The 23,233-nt window shown below is 28.9% G+C and carries 22 protein-coding genes; 8 read left to right on the top strand and 14 right to left on the bottom strand.

What is annotated here, in order from left to right; translation table 11 throughout:
* Positions 1–23 precede the first annotated feature (23 nt).
* On the top strand, positions 24–1,007 hold the full coding sequence (locus J2Z24_RS14770; protein WP_035145921.1) for an alpha/beta hydrolase: 984 nt from the start codon (positions 24–26) through the stop codon (positions 1,005–1,007).
* Positions 1,008–1,089: 82 nt separating this feature from the next.
* Here J2Z24_RS14770 and J2Z24_RS14765 read toward each other — a convergent pair whose 3' ends face one another.
* From J2Z24_RS14765 to J2Z24_RS14755, 3 genes are all read right to left on the bottom strand, one after another.
* Entirely contained in the window at positions 1,090–2,520 is a 1,431-nt protein-coding gene (locus tag J2Z24_RS14765) for a M56 family metallopeptidase (RefSeq protein WP_035145919.1), read from the bottom strand.
* Between the two features lie 5 nt (positions 2,521–2,525).
* Positions 2,526–2,903: a BlaI/MecI/CopY family transcriptional regulator gene (locus J2Z24_RS14760; RefSeq protein ID WP_035145917.1), complete on the bottom strand. Its 378-nt coding sequence runs from the start codon at positions 2,901–2,903 to the stop codon at positions 2,526–2,528.
* A 266-nt stretch (positions 2,904–3,169) separates the two neighbouring features.
* Entirely contained in the window at positions 3,170–6,940 is a 3,771-nt protein-coding gene (locus J2Z24_RS14755) for a phosphoribosylformylglycinamidine synthase (protein WP_035145914.1), read from the bottom strand.
* A gap of 224 nt (positions 6,941–7,164) precedes the next feature.
* Between J2Z24_RS14755 and J2Z24_RS14750 the strand changes: the two genes are divergently transcribed.
* The 4 genes from J2Z24_RS14750 (at position 7,165) to J2Z24_RS14735 (ending at position 11,120) form a co-directional block, all read left to right on the top strand.
* On the top strand, positions 7,165–9,024 hold the full coding sequence (locus tag J2Z24_RS14750) for an LTA synthase family protein (RefSeq protein ID WP_035145910.1): 1,860 nt from the start codon (positions 7,165–7,167) through the stop codon (positions 9,022–9,024).
* Between the two features lie 122 nt (positions 9,025–9,146).
* Positions 9,147–10,187 (top strand): FAD:protein FMN transferase, encoded by a 1,041-nt coding sequence (locus J2Z24_RS14745; protein ID WP_035145908.1) that lies wholly within the window; start codon positions 9,147–9,149, stop codon positions 10,185–10,187.
* The gene (locus J2Z24_RS14740; protein WP_035145905.1) at positions 10,171–10,560 is read left to right on the top strand and encodes a NusG domain II-containing protein; all 390 of its coding nucleotides are present in this window, start codon (positions 10,171–10,173) and stop codon (positions 10,558–10,560) included. The genes J2Z24_RS14745 and J2Z24_RS14740 overlap by 17 nt, the downstream gene beginning before the upstream one ends.
* A 29-nt stretch (positions 10,561–10,589) precedes the next feature.
* Entirely contained in the window at positions 10,590–11,120 is a 531-nt protein-coding gene (locus J2Z24_RS14735; RefSeq protein WP_035145902.1) for a Gx transporter family protein, read from the top strand.
* Between the two features lie 80 nt (positions 11,121–11,200).
* Here J2Z24_RS14735 and J2Z24_RS14730 read toward each other — a convergent pair whose 3' ends face one another.
* From J2Z24_RS14730 to rsxC, 6 genes are read right to left on the bottom strand one after another with little or no spacing between them, the layout of a single operon-like run.
* Positions 11,201–12,025 (bottom strand): RnfABCDGE type electron transport complex subunit B, encoded by an 825-nt coding sequence (locus J2Z24_RS14730; protein WP_035145900.1) that lies wholly within the window; start codon positions 12,023–12,025, stop codon positions 11,201–11,203.
* 12 nt (positions 12,026–12,037) lie between these two features.
* Positions 12,038–12,613, bottom strand: a complete 576-nt coding sequence (gene rsxA, locus J2Z24_RS14725) for an electron transport complex subunit RsxA (protein ID WP_035145898.1) — start codon at positions 12,611–12,613, stop codon at positions 12,038–12,040.
* 44 nt (positions 12,614–12,657) lie between these two features.
* On the bottom strand, positions 12,658–13,263 hold the full coding sequence (locus J2Z24_RS14720; protein WP_111947481.1) for an RnfABCDGE type electron transport complex subunit E: 606 nt from the start codon (positions 13,261–13,263) through the stop codon (positions 12,658–12,660).
* Positions 13,264–13,265: 2 nt separating this feature from the next.
* Complete coding sequence (locus tag J2Z24_RS14715) at positions 13,266–13,835, bottom strand: RnfABCDGE type electron transport complex subunit G (protein ID WP_035145893.1); 570 nt, start codon at positions 13,833–13,835, stop codon at positions 13,266–13,268.
* A 1-nt stretch (position 13,836) separates the two neighbouring features.
* Positions 13,837–14,769 (bottom strand): RnfABCDGE type electron transport complex subunit D, encoded by a 933-nt coding sequence (locus tag J2Z24_RS14710; RefSeq protein WP_035145892.1) that lies wholly within the window; start codon positions 14,767–14,769, stop codon positions 13,837–13,839.
* Between the two features lie 33 nt (positions 14,770–14,802).
* Complete coding sequence (gene rsxC, locus J2Z24_RS14705; protein ID WP_035145890.1) at positions 14,803–16,110, bottom strand: electron transport complex subunit RsxC; 1,308 nt, start codon at positions 16,108–16,110, stop codon at positions 14,803–14,805.
* Positions 16,111–16,817: 707 nt separating this feature from the next.
* On the opposite strand from rsxC, the gene J2Z24_RS14700 reads away from it, so the two are divergent.
* Positions 16,818–17,594 (top strand): threonine/serine exporter family protein, encoded by a 777-nt coding sequence (locus tag J2Z24_RS14700; protein ID WP_035145887.1) that lies wholly within the window; start codon positions 16,818–16,820, stop codon positions 17,592–17,594.
* A complete protein-coding gene (locus tag J2Z24_RS14695) occupies positions 17,591–18,034 on the top strand; it encodes a threonine/serine exporter family protein (RefSeq protein WP_035145884.1) in 444 nt (147 codons plus the stop codon). The genes J2Z24_RS14700 and J2Z24_RS14695 overlap by 4 nt, the downstream gene beginning before the upstream one ends.
* 35 nt (positions 18,035–18,069) lie before the next feature.
* On the opposite strand, the gene J2Z24_RS14690 is transcribed toward J2Z24_RS14695, so the two are convergent.
* Positions 18,070–18,339, bottom strand: coding sequence for a metal-sensitive transcriptional regulator (locus J2Z24_RS14690; RefSeq protein ID WP_035145881.1), 270 nt, complete (start codon positions 18,337–18,339; stop codon positions 18,070–18,072).
* A 176-nt stretch (positions 18,340–18,515) separates the two neighbouring features.
* Here J2Z24_RS14690 and J2Z24_RS14685 point away from each other — a divergent pair, with 176 nt between their 5' ends.
* Positions 18,516–19,004: a DUF4883 family protein gene (locus J2Z24_RS14685; RefSeq protein WP_307861371.1), complete on the top strand. Its 489-nt coding sequence runs from the start codon at positions 18,516–18,518 to the stop codon at positions 19,002–19,004.
* A 65-nt stretch (positions 19,005–19,069) separates the two neighbouring features.
* On the opposite strand, the gene J2Z24_RS14680 is transcribed toward J2Z24_RS14685, so the two are convergent.
* The 4 genes from J2Z24_RS14680 to hprK all read right to left on the bottom strand — a co-directional run bounded on the left by J2Z24_RS14680 (position 19,070) and on the right by hprK (position 22,999).
* Entirely contained in the window at positions 19,070–20,479 is a 1,410-nt protein-coding gene (locus tag J2Z24_RS14680; protein WP_035145879.1) for an aminopeptidase, read from the bottom strand.
* A 102-nt stretch (positions 20,480–20,581) separates the two neighbouring features.
* Positions 20,582–21,520, bottom strand: coding sequence for a magnesium transporter CorA family protein (locus J2Z24_RS14675; protein ID WP_035145876.1), 939 nt, complete (start codon positions 21,518–21,520; stop codon positions 20,582–20,584).
* A gap of 8 nt (positions 21,521–21,528) precedes the next feature.
* The gene (locus J2Z24_RS14670; protein WP_035145875.1) at positions 21,529–22,080 is read right to left on the bottom strand and encodes a 5-formyltetrahydrofolate cyclo-ligase; all 552 of its coding nucleotides are present in this window, start codon (positions 22,078–22,080) and stop codon (positions 21,529–21,531) included.
* A complete protein-coding gene (gene hprK, locus J2Z24_RS14665; RefSeq protein ID WP_035145873.1) occupies positions 22,070–22,999 on the bottom strand; it encodes an HPr(Ser) kinase/phosphatase in 930 nt (309 codons plus the stop codon). The genes J2Z24_RS14670 and hprK overlap by 11 nt, the downstream gene beginning before the upstream one ends.
* Positions 23,000–23,233: the final 234 nt, after the last annotated feature.

Genomic DNA, 23,233 nt, shown 5'->3' with positions numbered 1-23,233 from the left:
TAATTATCTAAGGAGTCATTATAATGAAAAATTTTTTAAAACTTATTAAAATGTTTTTGATATTAGCTCTTATTTTCCTATGTTTCTTTATTTTTGTATACAGAGGAAAAATCAAGCTTTATATGAGTATAGGTAAAAAATATATTAATATGCAAAGAAATATACCTTCTGATATATCTATTGATGATTCAAATAGTATGAATACTGCTAACTTAAAAGACATTATTTATAAAAACACTAACAATGTTCCACTAACTCTAGATATATATAAATCAAAAAAGCAGCTTTCTAAGGGTTCTCCAGTAATTTTATATGTTCATGGTGGATCCTGGGCTTATGGAAATAAGGAAATTCCCTCAGCTCTTTCACCTATATTAGATACTTTTCGAGAAGAGGGTTTTACCATAATAAGTATTGAATATGAACTTATGAAACCTGGGGTTAATTTTGATAAACTTGTTTGTGATGTCAAAGATTCAATAAGATGGATTTACAAAAATAAAGATACATATAATTTTAATACAAAGGAAATTGGTATTTTAGGTATTTCAGCAGGAGCTCACTTATCTTTACTTGCATCCTATACAGATGATGGTAAATTCACGGATGATAAAACTTTAGAAGCTTATCCTTCAAAAGTAAAATATATCATTGATTTTTTAGGACCTACAGATTTAAACACTTTAGATTTCTCAAAAGCTAATTGGGATATTAATAATATCTTAAAGTCTATTCCTAATATAAAAGAAGTTGCTTCTAAATATAGTCCTATAAACTATATTAATAAAGAAATTCCAAAAACTTTAATGGTTTATAGTAAAAATGATACTTTAGTTCCTTATAAAAATGCTATTGATCTCTATAACAAATGTAAGGAAAAAAAAGCTTCTGCAAAATTAGTAACTCTGCAAAATAGTAGTCATGATTTTTCAAATTTTAAAAAAGAAGATATTCTACTTTTATCTAAAGAAGTCCTAAGATTTATTGTAGAAAATTCATCTATTTAATACTTGCCGGAGCTTTTTATCTGTGTGAGTTTGCTATAATATTGCAGCAGATTCCTTTAAAAAGCCCCGAAAGTTTTATAATTTAATTATCTTTAAGTACTTTTATTCCGCTCCAATTTTGATTTTTTACCATAGGTATAAATTGATCTTGAAATACTTTTAATGATGAAGAATATTCTCTTATATCTTTTTTAAATACATTATTAAAAACTTCTCTTTTAAATGAAAAACTGTTACCATTTTCTCCATCATCAAATTTAAATTTAACTTCATCAACATTATTTACAAGACAAAATATTACCGCTGCATTTTCTAACATATTATTTGTTTTACTAATACTGTTTTGTGACAATACTTCAGGCTTAATATTATAATTTATGGTTATCCCATAAGGTTTTGAGTCTGTCTGTAGAGAAAATCCATTTTTATACTTCGAATAATGTAGATTATCTGTAAGATTACCAATTTTACTTGCATCTCCTACATATTGAGTCTTATATATATATAATTTTTCAGAATTTAGTTTGTTAATTTTTGTGTAAGATTTCATCACTGGATTGGTAAGACAAATTGCCGTAATTAAAATTACAATAGCAATTGCAACAATACTCCATATTGCCTTTGGCTTTTTAAAGTAAGCAATATATTTAATTCTTCTTGTTACATCCTTTTTTCCATTTTGCAATGACGTAGTCCCTAAAATAAACTTATTCTTTTTTAAAGCAGTTTTAAGAAGTATATTAGCATATTCTTTCTTCTTATTATTAATTTGTAATACTCTATAGTCACATAAAATTTCCATATCTCTTCTAAATTCAGAAACACAATACCATATAAGAGGATTGTACCAGTAAGCACACAGTAGTAATGTAGCCACAATATTCCACAAAACATCCTTATTCTTAAGATGTACAAGTTCATGGGTAAACACACTGCTAAGTTCTTCTTTTGTGTATCCTTGTGGTAATAAAATTTCTGGTTTTACTATTCCTTTTAACATAGGAGTTTCTCCACCTAATCTTGCAATCACATTCTTATTTATCCCTACTGATTTCTTGCATTTATCTAGTATAAGAACAATATCTGAATCTTTTAATATTGGGAGTTTTGTTGTTTTTTTATGAAATAAATAATATGTTATTATCATAATCAATAACATAATTATGGCACCAATTGCCCAAATAAAAAATATATTATTCACTAAGGCTTCACTTAAAATAAACTCCTTATGTCTTTCTCCTAAAATAATATTTCCTGTAACAAAACTTTTACTTTCATGAGAAATATTTTCCATAACCCTTTGAGAGATTTCTATATTTTCAACCTGTGGCACAGCATTAAAAATACTTATATGACTCTCGGGAAAAACTGGAATTAAAAGTCTCATAGCAAGTACAATCCAGACAAGGAATTGCCAATTAGGAGAAATTTTGCTTTTAAGCGTTTTTTTTACTGTCAATATAATAAATGCTGTTATAGAGGTTGTAATAGTTATATTTATAAAATAATTCATTTCAATTACTCGCCTCCATCCATGCTTTCTATAATTTCTTTAAGCTCTGCAACTTCTTTTGGCGAAAGCTCTTCTTGTTTGGCAAGAGTTGAAATCATCATTGACACCGAACCATTAAAAACTCTTGTAAGAAAATTTTTTGTCTCCTGTACCTTACATTCTTTCTCCTGTACAATAGGGAAATATTTAAAATTTGAAGATGATGATTTATCTGCATCGATTGCTCCTTTTTCCATAAGCCTTGTTACCAAAGTTCTTATAGTACTATAACTCCATTTCGTATCTTTAAGATTTTGTGAAATCTGTTTTAAAGTTAAGTTTGGCTCCTTCCATAGACATGTCATTACCTTCCATTCTGACTCACTTATATTATATTTACTCAAGAAACACACCTCCGACTACATTTGTGGTTATATACTGAGTTTACATCTGTGGTCAGAGTTTGTCAATATTAAAATTTAAAATAAAATATTTTACTAACTATATATCAAAAGTATAAAAAAGATGGCTGTCGCACTAAGAATAAATCCTACAATATATTGTGTTAACTTTAAACTTGCAAAACAGTATATTGTATGTAAATTCCTTAATGCGGCAGCCCCCTTTAATTTTTCCGTTGTCCGTGCTCTTAAATAAAGTGCAATTCACTCTATTTAAAATATTCCACTCCAGATTTGAAAATTTTCATATCCATTTCACCATATACATTAATACTAACTCTTTTACCTATTCTCTCTGAGTGTGCCATTTTTCCTAACACTCTTCCATCTGGGCTTGTTATTCCTTCCACTGCATAGTAGGAGCCATTAGGATTAAAATTAATATCATAAGTAGCATTTCCATTAAAATCTACATATTGAGTAGCTATTTGTCCATTTGCTATAAGTCTTTTTATTTCCTCTTCACAAGCTACAAATCTTCCCTCTCCATGGGATACAGGTACTGTAAAAATGTCCCCTACCTTTACATTGCTGAACCAAGGAGATTTATTTGAAGCTATCTTTGTTCTAACCATAGAGGATACGTGTCTTCCAATTTTATTGTAAGTTAATGTTGGAGACCCCTCAGTTATTTCTCTTATTTCCCCATAAGGTACAAGTCCTAACTTAATTAATGCTTGGAAGCCATTACATATACCTAAAGCTAATCCATCTCTTTTATTCAAAAGATTCATAGTAGCCTCTTTAATTCTTTCATTTCTAAATACAGTTGCAATAAACTTTCCTGATCCATCTGGTTCATCTCCAGCACTAAATCCTCCAGGAATCATTAATATATTACATGAATTTATAGCCTTTACCATAGCTTCTATAGAATCTTCTATATCCACTATACTATTATTTTTAAATACTACTATGTTTGATTTTGCTTCAGCCTTCTTAAATGCCCTGCTTGTATCGTACTCACAGTTAGTTCCTGGGAATACAGGTATAAATACTTCTGGTTTAATATTCTTTAATATTGAAATCTTCTTTACTTCACTATTGTATATAATGTTTTCAATGTTCATATCTATATTTTCTGTTTTAGTTTTAAACACGCTTTCTAAAGGAGATTGCCAAGCTTCGATTAACTTATATAATTCTATTTTCTCATCTTCTAATAAGAAATAAGACTTTTGTATAGTTTCTCCTAATAATTTATAAGAAATATCCTTTAACTCTTCTTCTATATTTGCTTCATTTTTAAATTCTACCACTATAGAACCATACTTTGGTGAAAGTAAATTCTCTATATTTATCCAAGAATCTTTCTCAAATTTTACTCCTATTTTATTACCAAAAGCCATTTTACTTACAGCCTCTACTACTCCACCTTCTCCTACTGCATAAGCTGAAATTATTTTTCCTGTGTTTACAAGAGAATTAATTCTTTCATAGTTTTTCTTTAATGTTTCAAAATTTGGCATATGATACTTATCTATTGGTAGAGTGATTAATACCACTTTATGCCCTGCACCTTTAAATTCTGGTGAGATTACATTGTCTACATTTACCACGTTTACTCCAAAAGCTATTAGTGTTGGTGGTACATGTAATTCTTTAAAGCTTCCTGACATACTGTCTTTTCCACCTATAGCCGGTATATCTAAAGCAGTCTGAACTTTTAATGCTCCTAATAGTGCTGCAAAAGGCTTGCCCCATTTTTCTGGATTTTCACCAAGCTTTTCAAAGTATTCCTGACAACTTAATCTTATCTTGCTATAATCTCCACCTGCCGCTACTATTTTAGCTACGGCTTCAATTACTGCATACAATCCTCCATGAAATGGACTCCACTCTCCAATATAAGGATTATATCCATAACTCATTATAGTGGCAGCATTAGTTTCGCCTTCTAACATAGGAATTTTAGCTACCATACTTTGAGAAGGCGTTAAGGAATATTTTCCTCCAAAAGGCATTATCACGGTTCCAGCTCCAATAGATGAATCAAATCTTTCTACTAATCCTTTTTGACTACATACATTTAACTTATCTAAAGTATTTATAAAAGCACTTTCATAAGTTTCATAATCCTTATTATAGTTATTAAAGAAGTTTTCTTTTTCTTCTGGAGCTTTTACCATTATATTTGTATAGCTTGTTGCTCCACTGGAATTTAAAAATTCTCTATCTAAATCTACAATTAAATTTTCTCTCCAGTACATTCTAAGTCTTTTTTCTTCTGTTACTTCTCCAATTTTTGTAGCCTCTAAATTTTCCTCATGAGCAAGTTTTATAAATTTTTCTACATTATCAGCACTAATTGCTATAGCCATTCTTTCCTGAGATTCAGATATAGCAAGCTCTGTTCCATCTAGTCCCTCATATTTTTTAGGAACTAAATCTAAATTTATGTTTAATCCATCAGCAATTTCTCCAACAGCTACAGATACTCCACCAGCACCAAAGTCATTACATCTTTTAATCATTTTAATTACTTCTTCATTTCTAAAAAATCTTTGTATTTTTCTCTCTGTTGGAGCATTTCCCTTTTGAACTTCTGAACTACATTCTTCTATAGACTTTTCATCATGTTCTTTTGAAGAACCCGTAGCCCCTCCGCAACCATCTCTTCCTGTTTTTCCTCCTAATAAAATAATGCAATCTTCTGGCATTGGAGTTTCTCTTATTACATTTTCTTTCTTTACTGCTCCTATAACTGCCCCTACTTCCATTCTTTTTGCCACAAAACCCTCATGATAAACCTCTGATACGTGCCCCGTAGCTAATCCAATTTGGTTACCATAAGAGCTATATCCTTTAGCAGCTGATAAAGTGATTTTTTTCTGAGGTAATTTTCCTTCTAAAGTTTCTTCAATACTTTTTCTTGGATCTCCGCTTCCTGTAACTCTCATAGCCTGATATACATATGCCCTTCCTGATAGTGGATCTCTTATAGCTCCTCCTAGACAAGTAGCTGCTCCTCCAAAAGGTTCTATTTCTGTAGGATGGTTATGAGTTTCGTTTTTAAACATAACTAGCCATTCTTCTAATTTCCCATCTACTTCTATATCTACTGCAATACTGCATGCATTTATTTCCTCACTTTTATCTAAATCTTCTAACTTCCCTTCCTTAGATAACTTTTTCATAGCAATAGTAGCTATGTCCATAAGTGAGAGTTTTTTGTCTCTTCCATTATATAAATCTTTTCTGATGCTTAAATAATTTTCATAGCTTTCTTTTAAAGGTGTATTTTCTTCTTTATTCTCTATATTAACTTCTTCAATTACTGTATTAAAAGTTGTGTGTCTGCAATGATCAGACCAATAAGTGTCAATTACTTTAATTTCAGTAATAGAAGGATCTCTATTTTCTTTTATAAAATATTGTTGACAAAATTTTAAATCATTTAATGAAAGAGCCAATCCTTCACTATCTAAAAATTCCTTTAGTTCATCTTCAGTAAAATTAATGAAATTATTTATGGTTTTTATATCTTTTGGTGCTTCCAAATTTAAATCTAATGAGATAGGTTTTTCTAGACTAGCTTCTTTTGAATCTACACTATTTATACAATATGATTTTATTTTTTCAAATTCTTCTTCAGTTATATTACCCTTTAAAAGGTAAACTTTCGCGGTTTTTATATTAACAGATGCACTTTGTGTAAGTATTTGAACACATTGAATCGCAGAATCTGCCCTTTGGTCATACTGTCCTGGTAAATATTCTACTGCAAATACTCTTTCTTTGCCCTCTAAAGGTAATTCTTCTTCGTACACATAGTCTACTACTGGTTCAGAAAATATTATTCCTTTAGATTTGTTTAACTCTTCTCTATCTATTCCCTGAATATCGTATCTATTTAATACCCTTATATTATTTATAGTATTTATTCCTAAAGTTAACCTTATGTCCTTTAATATTTCATCTCCCTCTATATCCAGTTCCTTTTTCTTTTCCACATAGATTCTAAATATTTTATTAATCATAATGCTTTTTATCCCCCTCATTACGAACAATATTTTTAACTTTTATTGTTTTATTCGTATTAATTATAACATACTATAACTCTTTTGGGTAGTTAATTTTTAAAAACTACTAATTTTTTTGTTTTAGTAATAAAAAATTAAAAGATATTTTATTGTTATTAAAGGTTTATTATGTTATGTTAGTTTTGTTGTTATTTTAAAATTATACTTTTAAGGAGGCAGCCATGTTATATGTTAAAAAATATGTAACTAAAATTTGTGGTTATTTATATGACTTTCTAGATATTATACTATTTCTACTTATACTTATACCCAAATCTCTTTATTTTCAGAAAGTTATATCTCCTACATATTTTAACTATAAGAGCATTTTAAATCCTATATTATTTTCATTACTAATGATAATTTCTATTGGATTTTTAATAAAGAGAAATTTAAGAGCTATATATTTATATTTAATGGACATACTTATTTCATTGCTTTACATAGGAGATATTATATATTTTTTAACCATAGGAGATTTAGTATCCTTTATTTCTATAAAAAATGGCTTTTTTGTAGAAACTATTTCTAATAATTTATTAAACTATGGATTAACTAAACATAATCTATTATTACTAATAGATATAATAGTACTTTTTCCATTTTTGATTAAATATTATAAATCTCAATATAAACAACTTAACTTATTAAAAAGAATTTTTCTATTTATTATATGTTTGTTTTTAAGTGTACAACCTACTAAATCTTATATAAGGGATTTGAATATAGAACAACCTGGATTATTAAAAAATATGTCTAATAAAATTTATGTAGGTAGAATTTTAAATGGAATAAATTTTCACTTAATAGATGGTTATAATTACTTTATAAGGAATAAAAAAGATACATTGGCTAAAAATTATAGTGAATCTGAGATTAAAGATTTTATAAATAATAAAAATATTGATAATTCAGTAAACTCATTTACTGATAAAGGCAATGAAAAAAATTTGATAGTTGTTCAATTTGAATCTCTTCAAAACTTTGTTATAAACAAAAAAATTGAAGGTAAAGATATAACCCCTAACTTAAATAAATTTATAAATAAAAGCTTATATTATAATAATTGTTTTTATCAGGTTATGGAAGGTAATACATCAGATAGTGAATTCATAGTTAATAATTCACTATATCCATTATCCTCTGGTACACCTTACTATAGATATGCAAATAACAATTTTAATTCCTTACCTAAACTTCTAGGTAATAAGGGTTACTATACTTCTGTATTTCATGGCAATACTGAAGGCTTTTGGAATAGAGCTGTTATGTATAAGTCCATCCAATTTAAAAAATTTTTCGGACTTCACAGCTTTAACATAGATGAAGAGATTGGTATGGGATTAAGTGATAAATCTTTCTTTAACCAAAGTTTCGAAGAAATAATTAAATTTAAAGAACCCTTTTACTCATTTTTAATTACTTTAAGTAGTCATTATCCTTTTAAAAATCCCCACAATACTTTTAATAAAGGAGATCTTAAAGATACTTTCCTTGGCGATTATCTTTCTTCCATACATTATGCGGATGAGCAATTAGGAGAATTTTTAGAAAAACTAAGTGATAGTGGATTAATGGATAGATCAATAGTAGTAATTTATGGAGATCATAATGGAGTTCCCTACAATTACATAAATGAAGCTTATAAATTAGATAATATTAAAAATCCCAATGAATTTACTTATTTTATGTATCAAAAGGTTCCTCTTTTAATACACTTTCCTAAAGATGAATATAAAGGTACCAATAATAACTATGTAGGCCAAATGGATATATATCCTACTATTGCTAACCTATTTAATTTAAAAAATCCCTATATGTTTGGTAAAGATATTTTAGGTTCTTCTTCAAATAAGGTATTATTTAGTACTGGTTCTTTCATAGATAAAAATATACTTTATATTTCTTCATCAGATTCTTTTTATAATATAGCTACAGGTGAAAAAATGAATTCTTCTTCACTATTAGAAGATATGAAAAATAATTATAAAAAAGAAATAGATTATTCTATAAATATACTAAAGAAAGATTTAATTAAATAACTTAATATTATTGATATTAATTTTCAGTTAAAGTCATATTTATGTTATAATTATTATGTTTGAAAATATCTAATTTATAATAGATTTAAACAAGCAAAATATTATATCAAGGTGGGAAACAAATGAAAAAAAAATATGCATTACTATTAATAATTACAATATTTATATCTTCATTATTTTTTACTTCTTGTAAAAAAAAGGAGCAGCCTTCTGTTACTAAAGAAAATTATCTATTAGGAACTATTGTTAAATTAAAAGTTTATGGTAACAACGCTGAAGAAGCTACAAATAAAGCCATGAATGCAATTTCTAATATTGATGATAAAATGTCTCCTAGTAAACCTAACAGCGAAGTATCATTAATTAACAAAAATGCAGGAAAATCCTTTGTAAAAGTTAGTAATGATACTTTCCTTGTAATAAAAAAAGCTATAGAATATGCCAATCTTTCAGAAGGTGCCTTTGATATAACTGTAGGACCCTTAGTTAATATATGGGGTATAGGTACAGACAAAGCTAGAATACCTTCTCCAAAAGAAATAAAAGAAAAAGTAGCTTTAATAAATTATAAAGATATATTATTAGATGAAAAAACTAAATCTGTAAAATTAAAAAAAGAAAATGAATCCATTGATTTAGGTGGTATAGCAAAAGGATATACTGCAGATATAGTAAAAGAAATACTAGAAAAAGAAGGAATAAACACTGCCTTTATAAATTTAGGTGGAAACATAGTTACTGTTGGAAACAAAACAGATGGTACTCTATGGAATATAGGTATCCAAGATCCATTAAAACTTAGAGGAGAGTACTTTGGTATAATAAAAACATCTCATAAATCCATAGTTAGTTCTGGTAACTATGAAAGATTTTTTGAAAAAGGCGGTAAAAGATATCATCACATATTAGATACTAAGACTGGTTATCCTGCAGATAAAGGTTTAATTTCAACTACAATTATCTCTGATAAATCTATAGATGGTGATGCTTTATCTACTAGTACCTTTGTTCTTGGTTTAGACAAAGGTATGAAACTTATAGAATCCTTAAAAGGAGTAGATGCTATATTTATAGCTAAAGACAAAAAAATCTATACAACCTCTGGATTAAAGGATTCATTTAAACTATCAAATGAGGAGTATATTTATGAAAAAAGGAGATAAAATAGTTTTTATTGTTATTGTAGTTATAATATCTTTGGGGTTTTTAGGAAAATTCCTTTATAAAAATGCCATAAAATCTAATGAGAAAATTGCAGTAATCAAACAGGATGGAAAAATATTTAAAAAAATAGATCTATCAAAAGTTACTAATTCACAAGAAATAACTATAAAAACAAAAGATAATCATTTTAATAAAATACTAATAGAAAAAAATAAAATTAGCATAATAGATGCCGATTGTCCAGATAAAGTTTGTATAAAAACTGGTCCAATTTCTGAACCCGGTGATACCATAGTTTGTCTTCCGAATAAACTTATAATTACCATTGATGGCTCTAAAGCTAATAGTGAAATAGATGCAACTACTTTTTAAACGTAAACAATAGAATTGCAGGTGATCAAATGAAAAAAACTAAGAAACTAGTATTTTTAAGTTTATTAGTAAGTATAGCATTAATTATATATATAGTAGAAGCTCAGCTTCCTGTATTAGTATCTGGTGTTCCTGGTATAAAATTAGGTCTTGCAAATTCAATTTCTTTATTTGCTCTTATAATGTTAGGTTCTAAAGAAGCATTACTTATAATGCTCTTGAGAACAACTTTAGGATCCTTCTTAGGTGGAACTATGTCTTCTTTTCTATATAGTATAGCAGGAGGATTATTAAGTAATTTAGTCATGATTTTACTATATAAAAAGTTTAGTCATAATCTAAGTCTTTGGAGTATAAGTGTATGTGGCGCTATCTTTCATAATATTGGTCAATTATTAGTGGCTGCACTAGTAATACAAGATTTTAGAATTTATCTTTATTTACCTGTTCTTATGATAGCTTCTATAATAACAGGATATTTTATAGGTGTGGGAACTAATTATCTTTATAAACATATAGAAAAAGTTCCTTTATTTAAAAATTTAAAAACATTAGATTAACTAAATAAGCCTGAAGAATTATTTCCTCAGGCTTATTTAATAAAAAACATGGTTTTGTAATTAAAACCATGTTTTTTATATTAGTTATTAGAAGCTTCTTTACTAACATTTGTGTTCAAATTAACAATAGCCTTTGTAGGACATTTACCAACACAGACACCACACTGAGTACATTTATCGTAATCTATTACTGGTAAATTATTAACCATAGTTATAGCCTCACTTGGGCAATTTCTTACACATAAACCACAAGAAAGACATCCTACAGAACAAGCATTTTTAACTTCTATTCCTTTATCATGTGAGTTACATGAAATACGTACTTTCTTTGACATAGGAGTTAATTCTATAACTGATTTTGGACAAATACTTACACAGGCTCCACAACCAGTACATGCTTCTTCATCTACTACTGCTATACCATTTTCAACATGAATAGCATCAAAAGCACAGACTTGTACACAGCTTCCTAATCCTAAACATCCAAATCCACAAGTTTTTGAACCTGCTCCTGGAATATTAGCTGCATCTACACAAGTCATAGCTCCATAATATTCATATTTTTCTTTAGCCTTATCACAAGTACCTTGACATTTTACATATGCCTTTTTAGGTTCTGATGAGTCAACTACTACACCCATAATTTCAGCAATTTTTGCTGCACATGCTGCTCCACCAACTGGACATCCATTTGGCTTTGCTCCAGCATTAACTACTGCATCAGCATAAGCGTCACATCCTGCGAATCCACATCCACCACAGTTAGCACCTGGTAATGCGGCCCTAACCATTGGTACTCTTTCATCTACTTCAACTGCGAATTTCTTAGACGCATATCCTAAAAGAAGACCAAATACTACACCAAGTCCACCTAGACTTAGTACAGGGAATAATAAACCTTCCATAGTGACACCTCCTTAAATTAAGCCCTGGAAGCCTAAGAAAGCTATAGCCATTAATCCTGCTGTTACCAATGTTATTGGTAAGCCTTTTAATGCTTCAGGAATATATTCATTTGTTTCCATTTTTTCTCTTATACCTGCAAGTAAAACAAGTGCAAGTGTAAATCCAAGTGCTGCACCAACAGAGTTTATAATACTTTGAATTAAATTGTATTTTTCATTACTGTTGATAACTGCCATACCAAGAACAGCACAATTTGTAGTTATAAGTGGAAGATAGATACCTAATGCTTTATAAAGATCAGGACTTACCTTCTTTATAACCATTTCAACAAACTGAACTAATGATGCAATAACAAGTATAAATGCTAATGTTGATAAATATTGAATATTTAATGGTATAAGTATGAATCTTTCAACTAAGAAAGTCATTATTGCTGCTAGCGCCATAACAAATGTAACTGCAGCTCCCATTCCTGTTGCTGTTTCAACTTTTTTTGAAACACCTAGGAATGGACATATACCTAAGAATCTAGATAAAACGAAGTTATTAACCAATAAGGCACTTATAAATATAGTAAAAATACTCATTTTTCTATTTGTCCACCTTTCCTTTTAAACTAAGGCATCTTAAACTATTTAGCTTTAGCTTTCTTTAATTTTCTCTGATTTAATATAGCCATTAAGATACCTAGTGTGAAGAATCCACCTGGTGCAAGAATCATAATTAATGCAGGTTGAAAAGCATCTGGTGTAATTTGCGCTCCAAACACCTTACCAGTTCCTAAGAATTCTCTGATTATACCTAATGCTGCTAATGAAACAGTAAATCCTAATCCCATTCCTAAACCGTCAAAGAAGGATGCTCCTACACTATTCTTGTTAGCATAAGCCTCTGCTCTACCAAGAATTATACAGTTAACAACTATAAGTGGTATAAATATACCTAGTGATTTATTTAAATCTGGAAGATAAGCTTGTAATAAAAACTGTAACACTGTAACAAGTGTCGCAATAACAGTTATATATGCTGGTATACGAATTTCATCTGGAATTACCTTTTTAAGTAATGATATTACAACATTTGATCCTATTAATACCACAGTAGCGGAAAGTCCCATACCAATACCATTAATAGCACTAGTAGTAACCGCTAATGTAGGACACATTCCAAGGACCTGTACAAAAGTAGCATTTTCTTTTACTATACCATTATATAATCTTTCGGAAACTACTCCCATTATTATTTTCCTCCTTTCAATTTAGTGTCATAGAATTTAATAGCTTCATTAACCCCTAATGTTACTGCTTTAGAAGTTATTGTTGCACCAGTTATAGCTACAATTTCATCTTCTCCTGATGCTGCTCCTTTTACAACTTTTAATTCTTTTGCTGGCTTATTTGCATATTGACCTGAAAATTTTGGGTCAGTAGCATTTGCTCCAAGACCTGGAGTTTCTGCATGATTTAATATCTTAATACCAGTAACTTTTCCTTCTGTTGATACCCCTACCATCATTTCAATAGCTCCTGCATATCCTTTTGGGGCAACTTTTATTGTATATCCTTTTAAATCTGATCCTGATTTACCTTCAGTAACACCTAAAACAATCCCTTCACCTTTTATATCAGTTTTTTCTGCAAATTCTGATGCTTCCGGTAATATTGCTTTATTTGCTTCATCTAAAGTTTTCTTATTTTGAATTGCTATAGGTTCTGCTGTTACTTGGTTAACTCCACCAAGTATTAAACCACATACAGCAGCTATTAACAGTAGAACCATTCCTAATTTAAAACTGCTTACTTTCTTCATTTTACTTCACCTTCCCAAATATTTTTGGAGCTGTCCATCTTTCAATAAGTGGAACAAATAGGTTCATAACAAGTATTGAGTAAGATACTCCTTCTGGATATCCTCCAAATATACGAATAAGAGAAGTAATTACTCCACAACCTACTCCAAATATAATTCTTCCAAGTGGAGTTATTGGTGATGTAGCATAATCAGTAGCCATAAATATAGCACCTAACATTAAACCACCTGCAAATAATTCATAAACTGGACTTGATCCTCTTCCTGCTATTGCAGTAAATATAAATGTAGTTCCTATAAATGATACTGGAATTCTCCAATCAATTATATGCTTATAAAATAAGTAAGCTCCGCCTATTAAAAGAGCTAAAGCTGAAGTTTCACCTATACATCCTCCAACATGTCCAATAAATACACTCATTAAATCTGGAGCTGCTGCTCCTGTTGCTTCATTACCTTTTAATATAGCAAGTGGTGTAGCTGTTGTAACACCATCCAATGTCCAACTAGTCATTTGTACTGGCCAAGATGCAAGTAAAAATGCTCTGGCAGCTAATGCTGGGTTTACTATATTTTGTCCTAATCCACCGAAAAATTGTTTAACAACTATTATTGCGAAAAAACCACCTACAACTGGTATCCAAAGTGGAATGGACGCTGGTACGTTAAAAGCTAAAAGTAATCCTGTTACTACAGCACTATAATCTCCAACAGTAACCTTTTTCTTTGAAGCCTTTTGCCAAATATATTCAGCAACTACACAAGATAATACGGATGCTAATATTACTAAAAGTCCTTGTAACTTAAAGAAGTAAACACCTGCAATAGTAGCTGGTAATAATGCAATTACAACATCTCTCATTATTGACTGAGTTGTATCTTTTGCACGTATATGTGGAGATGAGGATACGGTATACATTGTTGTTTCAGACATTTAAATTCACCTCTTCATTAATTTCTTACATTTTTATTTCTTCTTAGAAACTGCTTTTTTTCCTGAACGAATTCTTTGTAACAAGTGACGTCTTGCTGGACATACAAATGAACAACATCCACATTCAATACAGTCTCTTCCACTGAATTCATTGAACATATCAAGATTTGATACTGCTGATGCTGTAGCAAGTTTTGTTGGCATTAAATTCATTGGACAGACTTGTACACATTTTCCGCAGTTTATACAATTTGATTCTTCTTCAATTTCAGCTACTTTTTTAGTTAAACAAAGTACTCCTGATGTTCCTTTAGTTGATGGCACATCTAATGAATACATTGCCATACCCATCATAGGACCACCTGATATAACTTTTAAAGGTTCTTCTGCAAATCCACCTGCTGCTTCTACTAATTCTCTTACAGAAGTTCCTATTTTAAATCTTAAATTCTTTGGTTCCTTTATAGCATCCCCAGTAACAGTAACAACTCTTGATGTTAAAGGTTTACCATTTACAACTGCATTATATATTTCATAAATTGTATCTACGTTTTGAACGATACATCCTGCATCAGCTGGAAGACCACCTGATGGAACTTCTCTTTTAGTGATAGCATAAATTAACTGTTTTTCTGCTCCTTGTGGATACTTAGTTTTAACAGCTTTAACTTCAATGTTTGCTATATTTTTAACAGCTTCTTGCATAGCTTTAATAGCATTCATTTTGTTATCTTCTATACCAATATATCCTGTAGCTTTAGGGAATAATTTTAAAACTATTTTTAATCCCTCAACTATTTCATTAGTCTTTTCAAGCATCATTCTGTGGTCACATGTTAAATATGGTTCACATTCTGCTGCATTTACAACAATTGAATCTATATTTTTATCTGGTGGTGGAGCAAGTTTTACATGAGTTGGGAATGTAGCACCACCCATACCTACTATTCCTGCTTCTTTAATGATGTTTATAATTTCTTCATTTGATAATTTTGTGTAATCTCTTTTTTCTGTTTCAATTTCTTCATACTGTCCATCGTTTTCTATGATAACAGCTGTAGATTTAACACCATTAAATAATGTAACTGGAGCCACATTTTTTACTGTACCAGATACACTAGCATGAATATTAGCTGAAACAAAGCCTTTAGCTTCACCTATTTTTTGTCCAACTAAAACCCTATCTCCTTTTTTAACTATTGGTTCAGCTGGTGCACCAATATGCTGTGACATTGGAATAACTATATCTCCTTTTGGTAAATACTCTTCGATTGGCTTGTTCTCAGTATAGTGTTTACCATGAGGAGGATGTACTCCGTTTTTAAATGTTAATAATTCCATAAAGACCCTCCAATCTATTAGTTTATCGAATTAAATTACTAATAAGCAATTCCGTCGATTTATAATAACGCCCAACTTCAATATTAAATTGTTCTGCGAACCATGTCAAGAGTTTTTAAATATTTTTAAAATTTAACCCCTGGAACACAAAGTATATGCTATCAAAGATTTTATTATTCTACAATAATGTATAAAATCCTCTATATTTATATTAATTTGCATATATTTTTTTATTCATGCAACCATGCAAATTATTGGGTAATTCCGATAATTTTGACTATTGTCGTAAGATTTTTATTTTGCAATTATTATAAGTTTTTTTGTTACATTATTTATAGAAATATTCTTCTAAAATATATATTTTAAGAATTATTTTAATGTAAAATATTATCTTTAAATTGAAATATATTTTAAACAATATTTCAATTTTCTATTTGTTTTTTTCCATATATTACTGCATCATCGCCTATATATAGCCCTCTCTTTTATTAATACTTGTATAATACCTTTTTTATTCGTAATCCATCCCTGTTCAACAGTAAAGTTTTTTATATCTTCAAGATTTTCAAGCTTTATAAGTTTTTATTATTAATCAATATATTAGCTAATAATTTATATATTAATTATATTACACCATAAAAATATGTTATAATACAATAGTAATTATATCTATTCTTATATACAAAAATTCGAAATGGAGATATATTATGGATACTAATAGAATACTTCATATATCAGCCTTCGCTGGAGAAATTATGCTTAAAAGTGGAGCAGAAACATATAGAGTAGAAGAAACTGTTACAAGAATTTGTAGTTCCTATGGAATAAAAAACTCAGACAGCTTTGCCACACCCACCGGAATAATCATTTCAGTTACTGACACTAATGGAAATACCATATCAAAAGTTATAAGAATAACATATAGAACTATAGACTTAGACAAAATCTCTAAGGTCAATGATCTATCTAGAAGAATTTGCTCTGAAGATTTAACCTTAGATTTTGTAGATAAAGCTTTAAATGATATAAATACTAATATGAATAAATATAGTAATAAAACTTTAATCATTGCATCCTCTATAGCAGCAGGTTTTTTCACTTTATTATTTGGAGGTAATTTCAATGATTTCTTCGTTTCACTATTCATCGGTTTTGTTATACAGATTCTCTCTATAATCTTAAGCAAAATAGAAACAAATACTTTTTTTATAAATGCTATTGGAGGTGCTACTGCTTCTTTTATAGCTCTTCTAAGTACATCTATTGGTTTTGGGGATAATACAGATAAAATAGTAATTGGTTCTTTAATGCTTCTAGTACCAGGCCTTGTAATAACAAATGCAATAAGAGATTCTGTTGCTGGTGATTTAGTAGCTGGTACTTCTAGGGCTGCTGAGGCCTTCTTGATAGCTATTGCTATTGCTGTTGGGAGTGGTATTGTTTTTAGTTTGTGGATTAAATATTTTGGAGGGGTTTCTATATGAATTGGAATGTAATCCTTTACTCTTTATACGCCTTCATAGCAACCTTTTGTTTTGGTATTATTTTTAACATAAAAGGTAAAAATTTAATTTTTGCAGCTCTTGGTGGATGTTTAGGTTGGTTTACTTATTTAATATCTTTAGAAAATAACCTATCTAATACTTTATCTTTTTTTAATGCAGCTATTGTTATAGCAATATTTTGTGAAATAATGGCTAGAGTCTTGAAAACTCCTGTCACTACATTTATAGTTTGTGCAATTATTCCTTTGGTTCCTGGTGGAGGTATGTACTATACTATGCTAGAATCAATCAATGGCAATATAAATAAATCATTAAGTTTAGGCTTAAATACTCTTATAATCGCTGGTGCTATAGCTTTAGCTTTAGCTCTTGTATCTTCTGTTACAAAACTTATAACTTACAAGAAGAAAATTAAGTAATTTTAAGTTTTACATAAAATGAGCAAACTTCTTGCTCATTTTATAAACATGGTCAATGTACTTACTAAATCATCTATTTTTTCTTCTCCCACACTATTTTGTCCTTCTCTAAAACATCCTTTTGCATAATTCTCTAAAACCAAAGTTCCTACTTTATTTATAGCTGCTCTAATTGCAGCTACTTGAATTAGTATTTCTTTACAGGTAGATTCATTATCTACCATCTTTTCTATTCCTTTTACTTGCCCTTCAATTCTTTTTAGTCTATTTAAAATATCCTTTTTTGCATCTAAATCCTTTGCCATAATATCACTCCTATCTATGTACAGTTTACGTATAACAATACCCTTACCCGGTACATGGGTATTATATCATTTATTATAAACATATTCAATAATCATTATTCTCCTTAATACATAATATGATTTAATGAATAATATTTATATTATATGCATATTCTTCAAATATAAATATTGATAGGGTGATTAAATTGAATAAAAAAAATTACTTCATTATTATATCTTTGATAATTGTGTCATTTATCTTTAGCTCTTGCAGTAACATATCCATAAAAAAGGCTAAAAAAAATAATTTTTATTATACTAATATGCTGGCTAAAACTATTTATACAGAACAAAATTATAAATGCAACATTGTAGACACAAACTTTTACAAAGGAATAGATTTAAGTAGTGATAATTTCAATATTATAAAAAACTTTATAAGCTCCCTAGATACAAAATATTTTATTTCTGTTCCTAAAGATTTACCGGATAAACCTCCATACAAAATGCTATTAACTTTTAAAAAAGAAAAGTTTGTAATAAATATATATAATGAAAAGTACATATCCATTCATCCTTGGGATGGATATTACGAAATGGATTATATAGATATGAGCAAGATTCCTTCTTCTTATAATCTGTTTAACTTGTGTAATTATATTGTTTCAAAATCAAGTGATTCTTAATAAAATAAAGAGAAATAAGCCACAACTTAGCTTACTTATTGCTATCTAAGTTATGGCTCTTTTTTCTACGCTTCCATTAAAAAAGCATGGTATGCTCTCATAGTTTCATATATATCAGCTTTACTTGCTACTTCCCAAGGAGCATGCATATTATGTAATGCAACTCCGCAATCAATAACTTCCATTCCATATTTAGCTAAAATGTAAGCTATAGTTCCTCCACCACCTTGGTCTACCTTTCCAAGTTCTGAAGTTTGCCATGAAACATTATGCTTTTCCATTATATTTCTTATTTCAGCTATAAATTCAGCATTTGCATCATTACATCCTGACTTTCCTCTAGAACCAGTATATTTATTAAATACTATTCCCTTGCCAAAATATGCAGTATTTCTCTTTTCCATTACTGAAGGATAATTAGGATCAAAAGCTGCACTAACATCAGAAGATAACATCTTTGAATTTGAAAGAGCTCTTCTTACCTTTAAATCACTATATTCCCCATAAAGGTTTAATATTTCTGCTACTGTGTTTTCAAAAAATCTTGAATGCATGCCTGTAGCCCCAACGCTTCCTACTTCCTCTTTATCTACTAATAAAGTTACACAAGTTCTATCTGCAGCTTCCATTTTCATCATAGCTTCAAAAGAAGTGTAAGAGCAAACTCTATCATCTTGTCCATATGCCATTACCATACTTCTATCTAATCCATAGTCTCTAGCTTTTCCCGCTGGAACTACTTCCAATTCTGCAGATACAAAATCTTCTTCTTCTATATTATACTTTTCATTTAAAAGTCTTAATATATTTAATTTTACTCTATTCTTTGCATCTTTATCTTTTATAGGAATACTTCCTATTAGTATGTTTAAATCTTCTCCTTCTATTCCTTTAGCTAATTTTTTGTCCATTTGTTCTCCAGCTAAATGAACTAAAAGATCTGAAATTCCTATAACAGGATCTTTTTCTTCTTCACCTATAACTACATTTATAACTGTACCATCTTTTTTAATTACAACTCCATGAATAGAAAGTGGTAATGTTACCCATTGATATTTTTTTATACCACCATAATAGTGAGTTTCAAATAAAGCTAAATCTGAATCTTCATAAAGCGGATTTTGCTTTAAATCTAATCTTGGTGAATCCACATGTGCCCCTAATATTTTCATTCCATTTTCTAAAGACTCTTTTCCTATTAAAAACAATGCTAAAGTTTTTCCTTTATTGTTAGCATATACTTTATCTCCAGCTTTTAGTTTATGTCCACTCTTAATAAGCTCTTCTATATTTTTATATCCATTTTTCTCTGCTAATATTATAAATTCACTAACACATTCTCTTTCTGTTTTGCATTTTGACATAAATTCTTTATATCCTTCAGAGAAAGAAAAAACTTTATCTAAATCTTCCTTAGAATATTTCTCCCATGCATATTCATACTTTTTAGTTAAACTCTTATTTTCTTCAGTCATATTTAATGCTCTAATTTCTTTAGAGCATATTCACCTCCATATCCAGTATTTATTATATATATTTTATCATAAAAAATATATTTTATATAGAATATATTAAGCTTATAACCATTTTTTTCTTTTAAATAGCCATATTAAACAGATTGAAATTGTAATCATTACAAATACAACATAATAATATCCATATTCTAACTGTTTAAATGGCACATGTTTCATATTCATTCCGCACATACTTGTTATTAAATTTAGAGGCAAAAATATTGTTGCAATTATAGTAAATATTTTCATCAGTTCATTATTTTTATTTGCTATTTCCGATTCAAAAGTTTCTCTAACTAAGGCTAAATCTCCTACTAAACTTTCTAAAGACATCATTAATTTATCTATCTTATTGTTTAAACTTTTAAAATTATCAATATATGAATCCTCTATTATAAAGTTATCATTACTTATCAAACTATCCCCTATATACCTTAATGGATTTAAGTATTTCCTTACTTTATACACTTGTCTTCTTAGAATTATTAAATCATCTAATTGCTCATGTTTTGGATTTTTTAATATAGCTATCTCTATTTTATCTGCTTCAGCTTCAAGTTCTGATATAACCTTATAATTTTTTACTATTATTCTATCTAAAATATAATAAAGTAAAATTGATGGGTTAGGGCTATCTTTAAGCATAAAACAATTTTTAGTTTTACTTACGTCACTTAATAGATCTTTTAATATATCTAAATCTTCTTTAAAAGAAGTTATAATGTTGTTTTTATCTAAAAAAATATAAAGTTCTCTAGAATGTACACCTTTATCATAATAATCTAAAACATTAAATATTATAAAAATATATCCTTTTACAAACTCTATCTTTGTTTCCTTATCAAAATCTCTACAATCATCCACATGTTCATTGCTTATTGAAAATTCATTAGCAATGTCACTTAACTCATCTACATAACACCAAATCCAATTATATCCTTTATTTAATTCTATTTTGTTCTTAATCTCATGAAAATTATTCAAAATATCATATACCTTCATCCAAAATATCACCCATTAGATATTATGCCATCAATTCTAACATCTAATTCATCCATAGGCACCTTATTTATTATTTGAACATTATAAGCCAAAGCTATTTTAGGTGCACTCTTTTTAGTTTTTACTAAAAATCTATCGTAAAATCCTCCTCCATAGCCAATTCTACCACCTTTATTATCAAATACTGCTCCTGGAGTTAATATTAAATCTATTTGTTCTTCATTTATTTTTTTACAATGCTTTTTGGGCTCTAGTATACCATATTTTCCTGGTTCCAGATCATTAAATTTTTCAATTTGTGCTGCATACATTCCTTCTGATTTAGAAACTACTTTAGGAATGCATACAATTTTACCATCATCAATAGCTTTTTTAATAATTTTATGTGTATCTACTTCTGTTTTATAACTTACAAATATAAAAATACACTTTGCTTTTTTATAATAACTATTAATAATAACTTTATTAAATATATCCTTATTATATTTTTCTCTCTCATCTATAGAAAGACTATCTCTTATTTTAAGTATTTCTTTTCTTATAGTTTTTTTATCTTCCATTTCTTTCCCTCCTATTCGCCTCCTCATCCATTCTTCTATTTATAATATCTACAGAAGTTATTTCTGAATTAAGATTGTACCTATAATTTACAGCCGCAGTCTCTATAATAACTGCAATATTTCTTCCAGGCCTTATTGGCAAGGTTATCCTTCTTACTAAAACATTTAAAATGTTCATAGTTTCTCCGTCTATGCCTAGTCTGTCATAATTTTGTTCTTCCTTCCACTGCTCTAAATGTATTATTAAACCTATAGTCTTTGTATCTAATACAGAACTTAATCCATACAACGCAGGTACATCTATTATACCCATACCTCTAACTTCCATCATACCAGAAGTGATATATGGTGACCTCCCTGTAAGTCTCCCATCTATTTCCTTTATATCCACTGCATCATCTGCTACTAATCTATGTCCTCTTTTTATAAGTTCTAAAGCAGTTTCACTTTTCCCTATGCCACTTTCTCCTGTAATTAGAATTCCTATACCATATACATCTACTAATACCCCATGAAGTCTAGTTTCAGGCGCTAATCTTTCATCTAAATAACTAGTAAGTTTGCTAATAAATCTAGTAGATATATTTTCTGTCCTTAGAACCCATCTATTATATTTTTTTGCATTTTCTATAAACTCCGTATGCGGTTCTAATTTTCTAGTAATTATTATACATGGAGTTTCAAACTCAAAAAATTTTTTCAATCTTTTTTTTCTTATCTCACGCTGCATTACATCTAAAAAACTCCATTCAGCCTTTCCTATTAACTGTACTCTTTCATTAGCAAAATAACTATAAAATCCTGAAAATTGAAGTCCTGGTCTATTTATATCACTAACAGTTATTTCTGTATTATCTTCCCCTTTATTTATAACTTCCAATTTTAAATCTTGTACAAGTTCCTCTACTGTTACTGTCATAGCTTTCCTCCTTATTAAAAACCATATATTTTTCATTATATCATACTATAACAATTATCTTATTATTTAATCTTTAAAAAATAATTAAGTAATATTACAATTTATTATCTATTTTTTAAAATTCTTAAATACAAAAAAGGGGCTGTCGCACTATAAAATTAGTGTGACAGTTTTTTTTGCATAAAAAAATAAATCTCCCACTCGGAAGAGTGAAAGACTTATGGTAAAATTAAT

The sequence above is a fragment of the Clostridium tetanomorphum genome (assembly GCF_017873215.1).
In the GTDB taxonomy this organism is placed as follows: domain Bacteria; phylum Bacillota; class Clostridia; order Clostridiales; family Clostridiaceae; genus Clostridium_AO; species Clostridium_AO tetanomorphum.
Note: the sequence above shows the minus strand (reverse complement) of the source record. Positions and strands in the feature narration are given on the sequence as shown.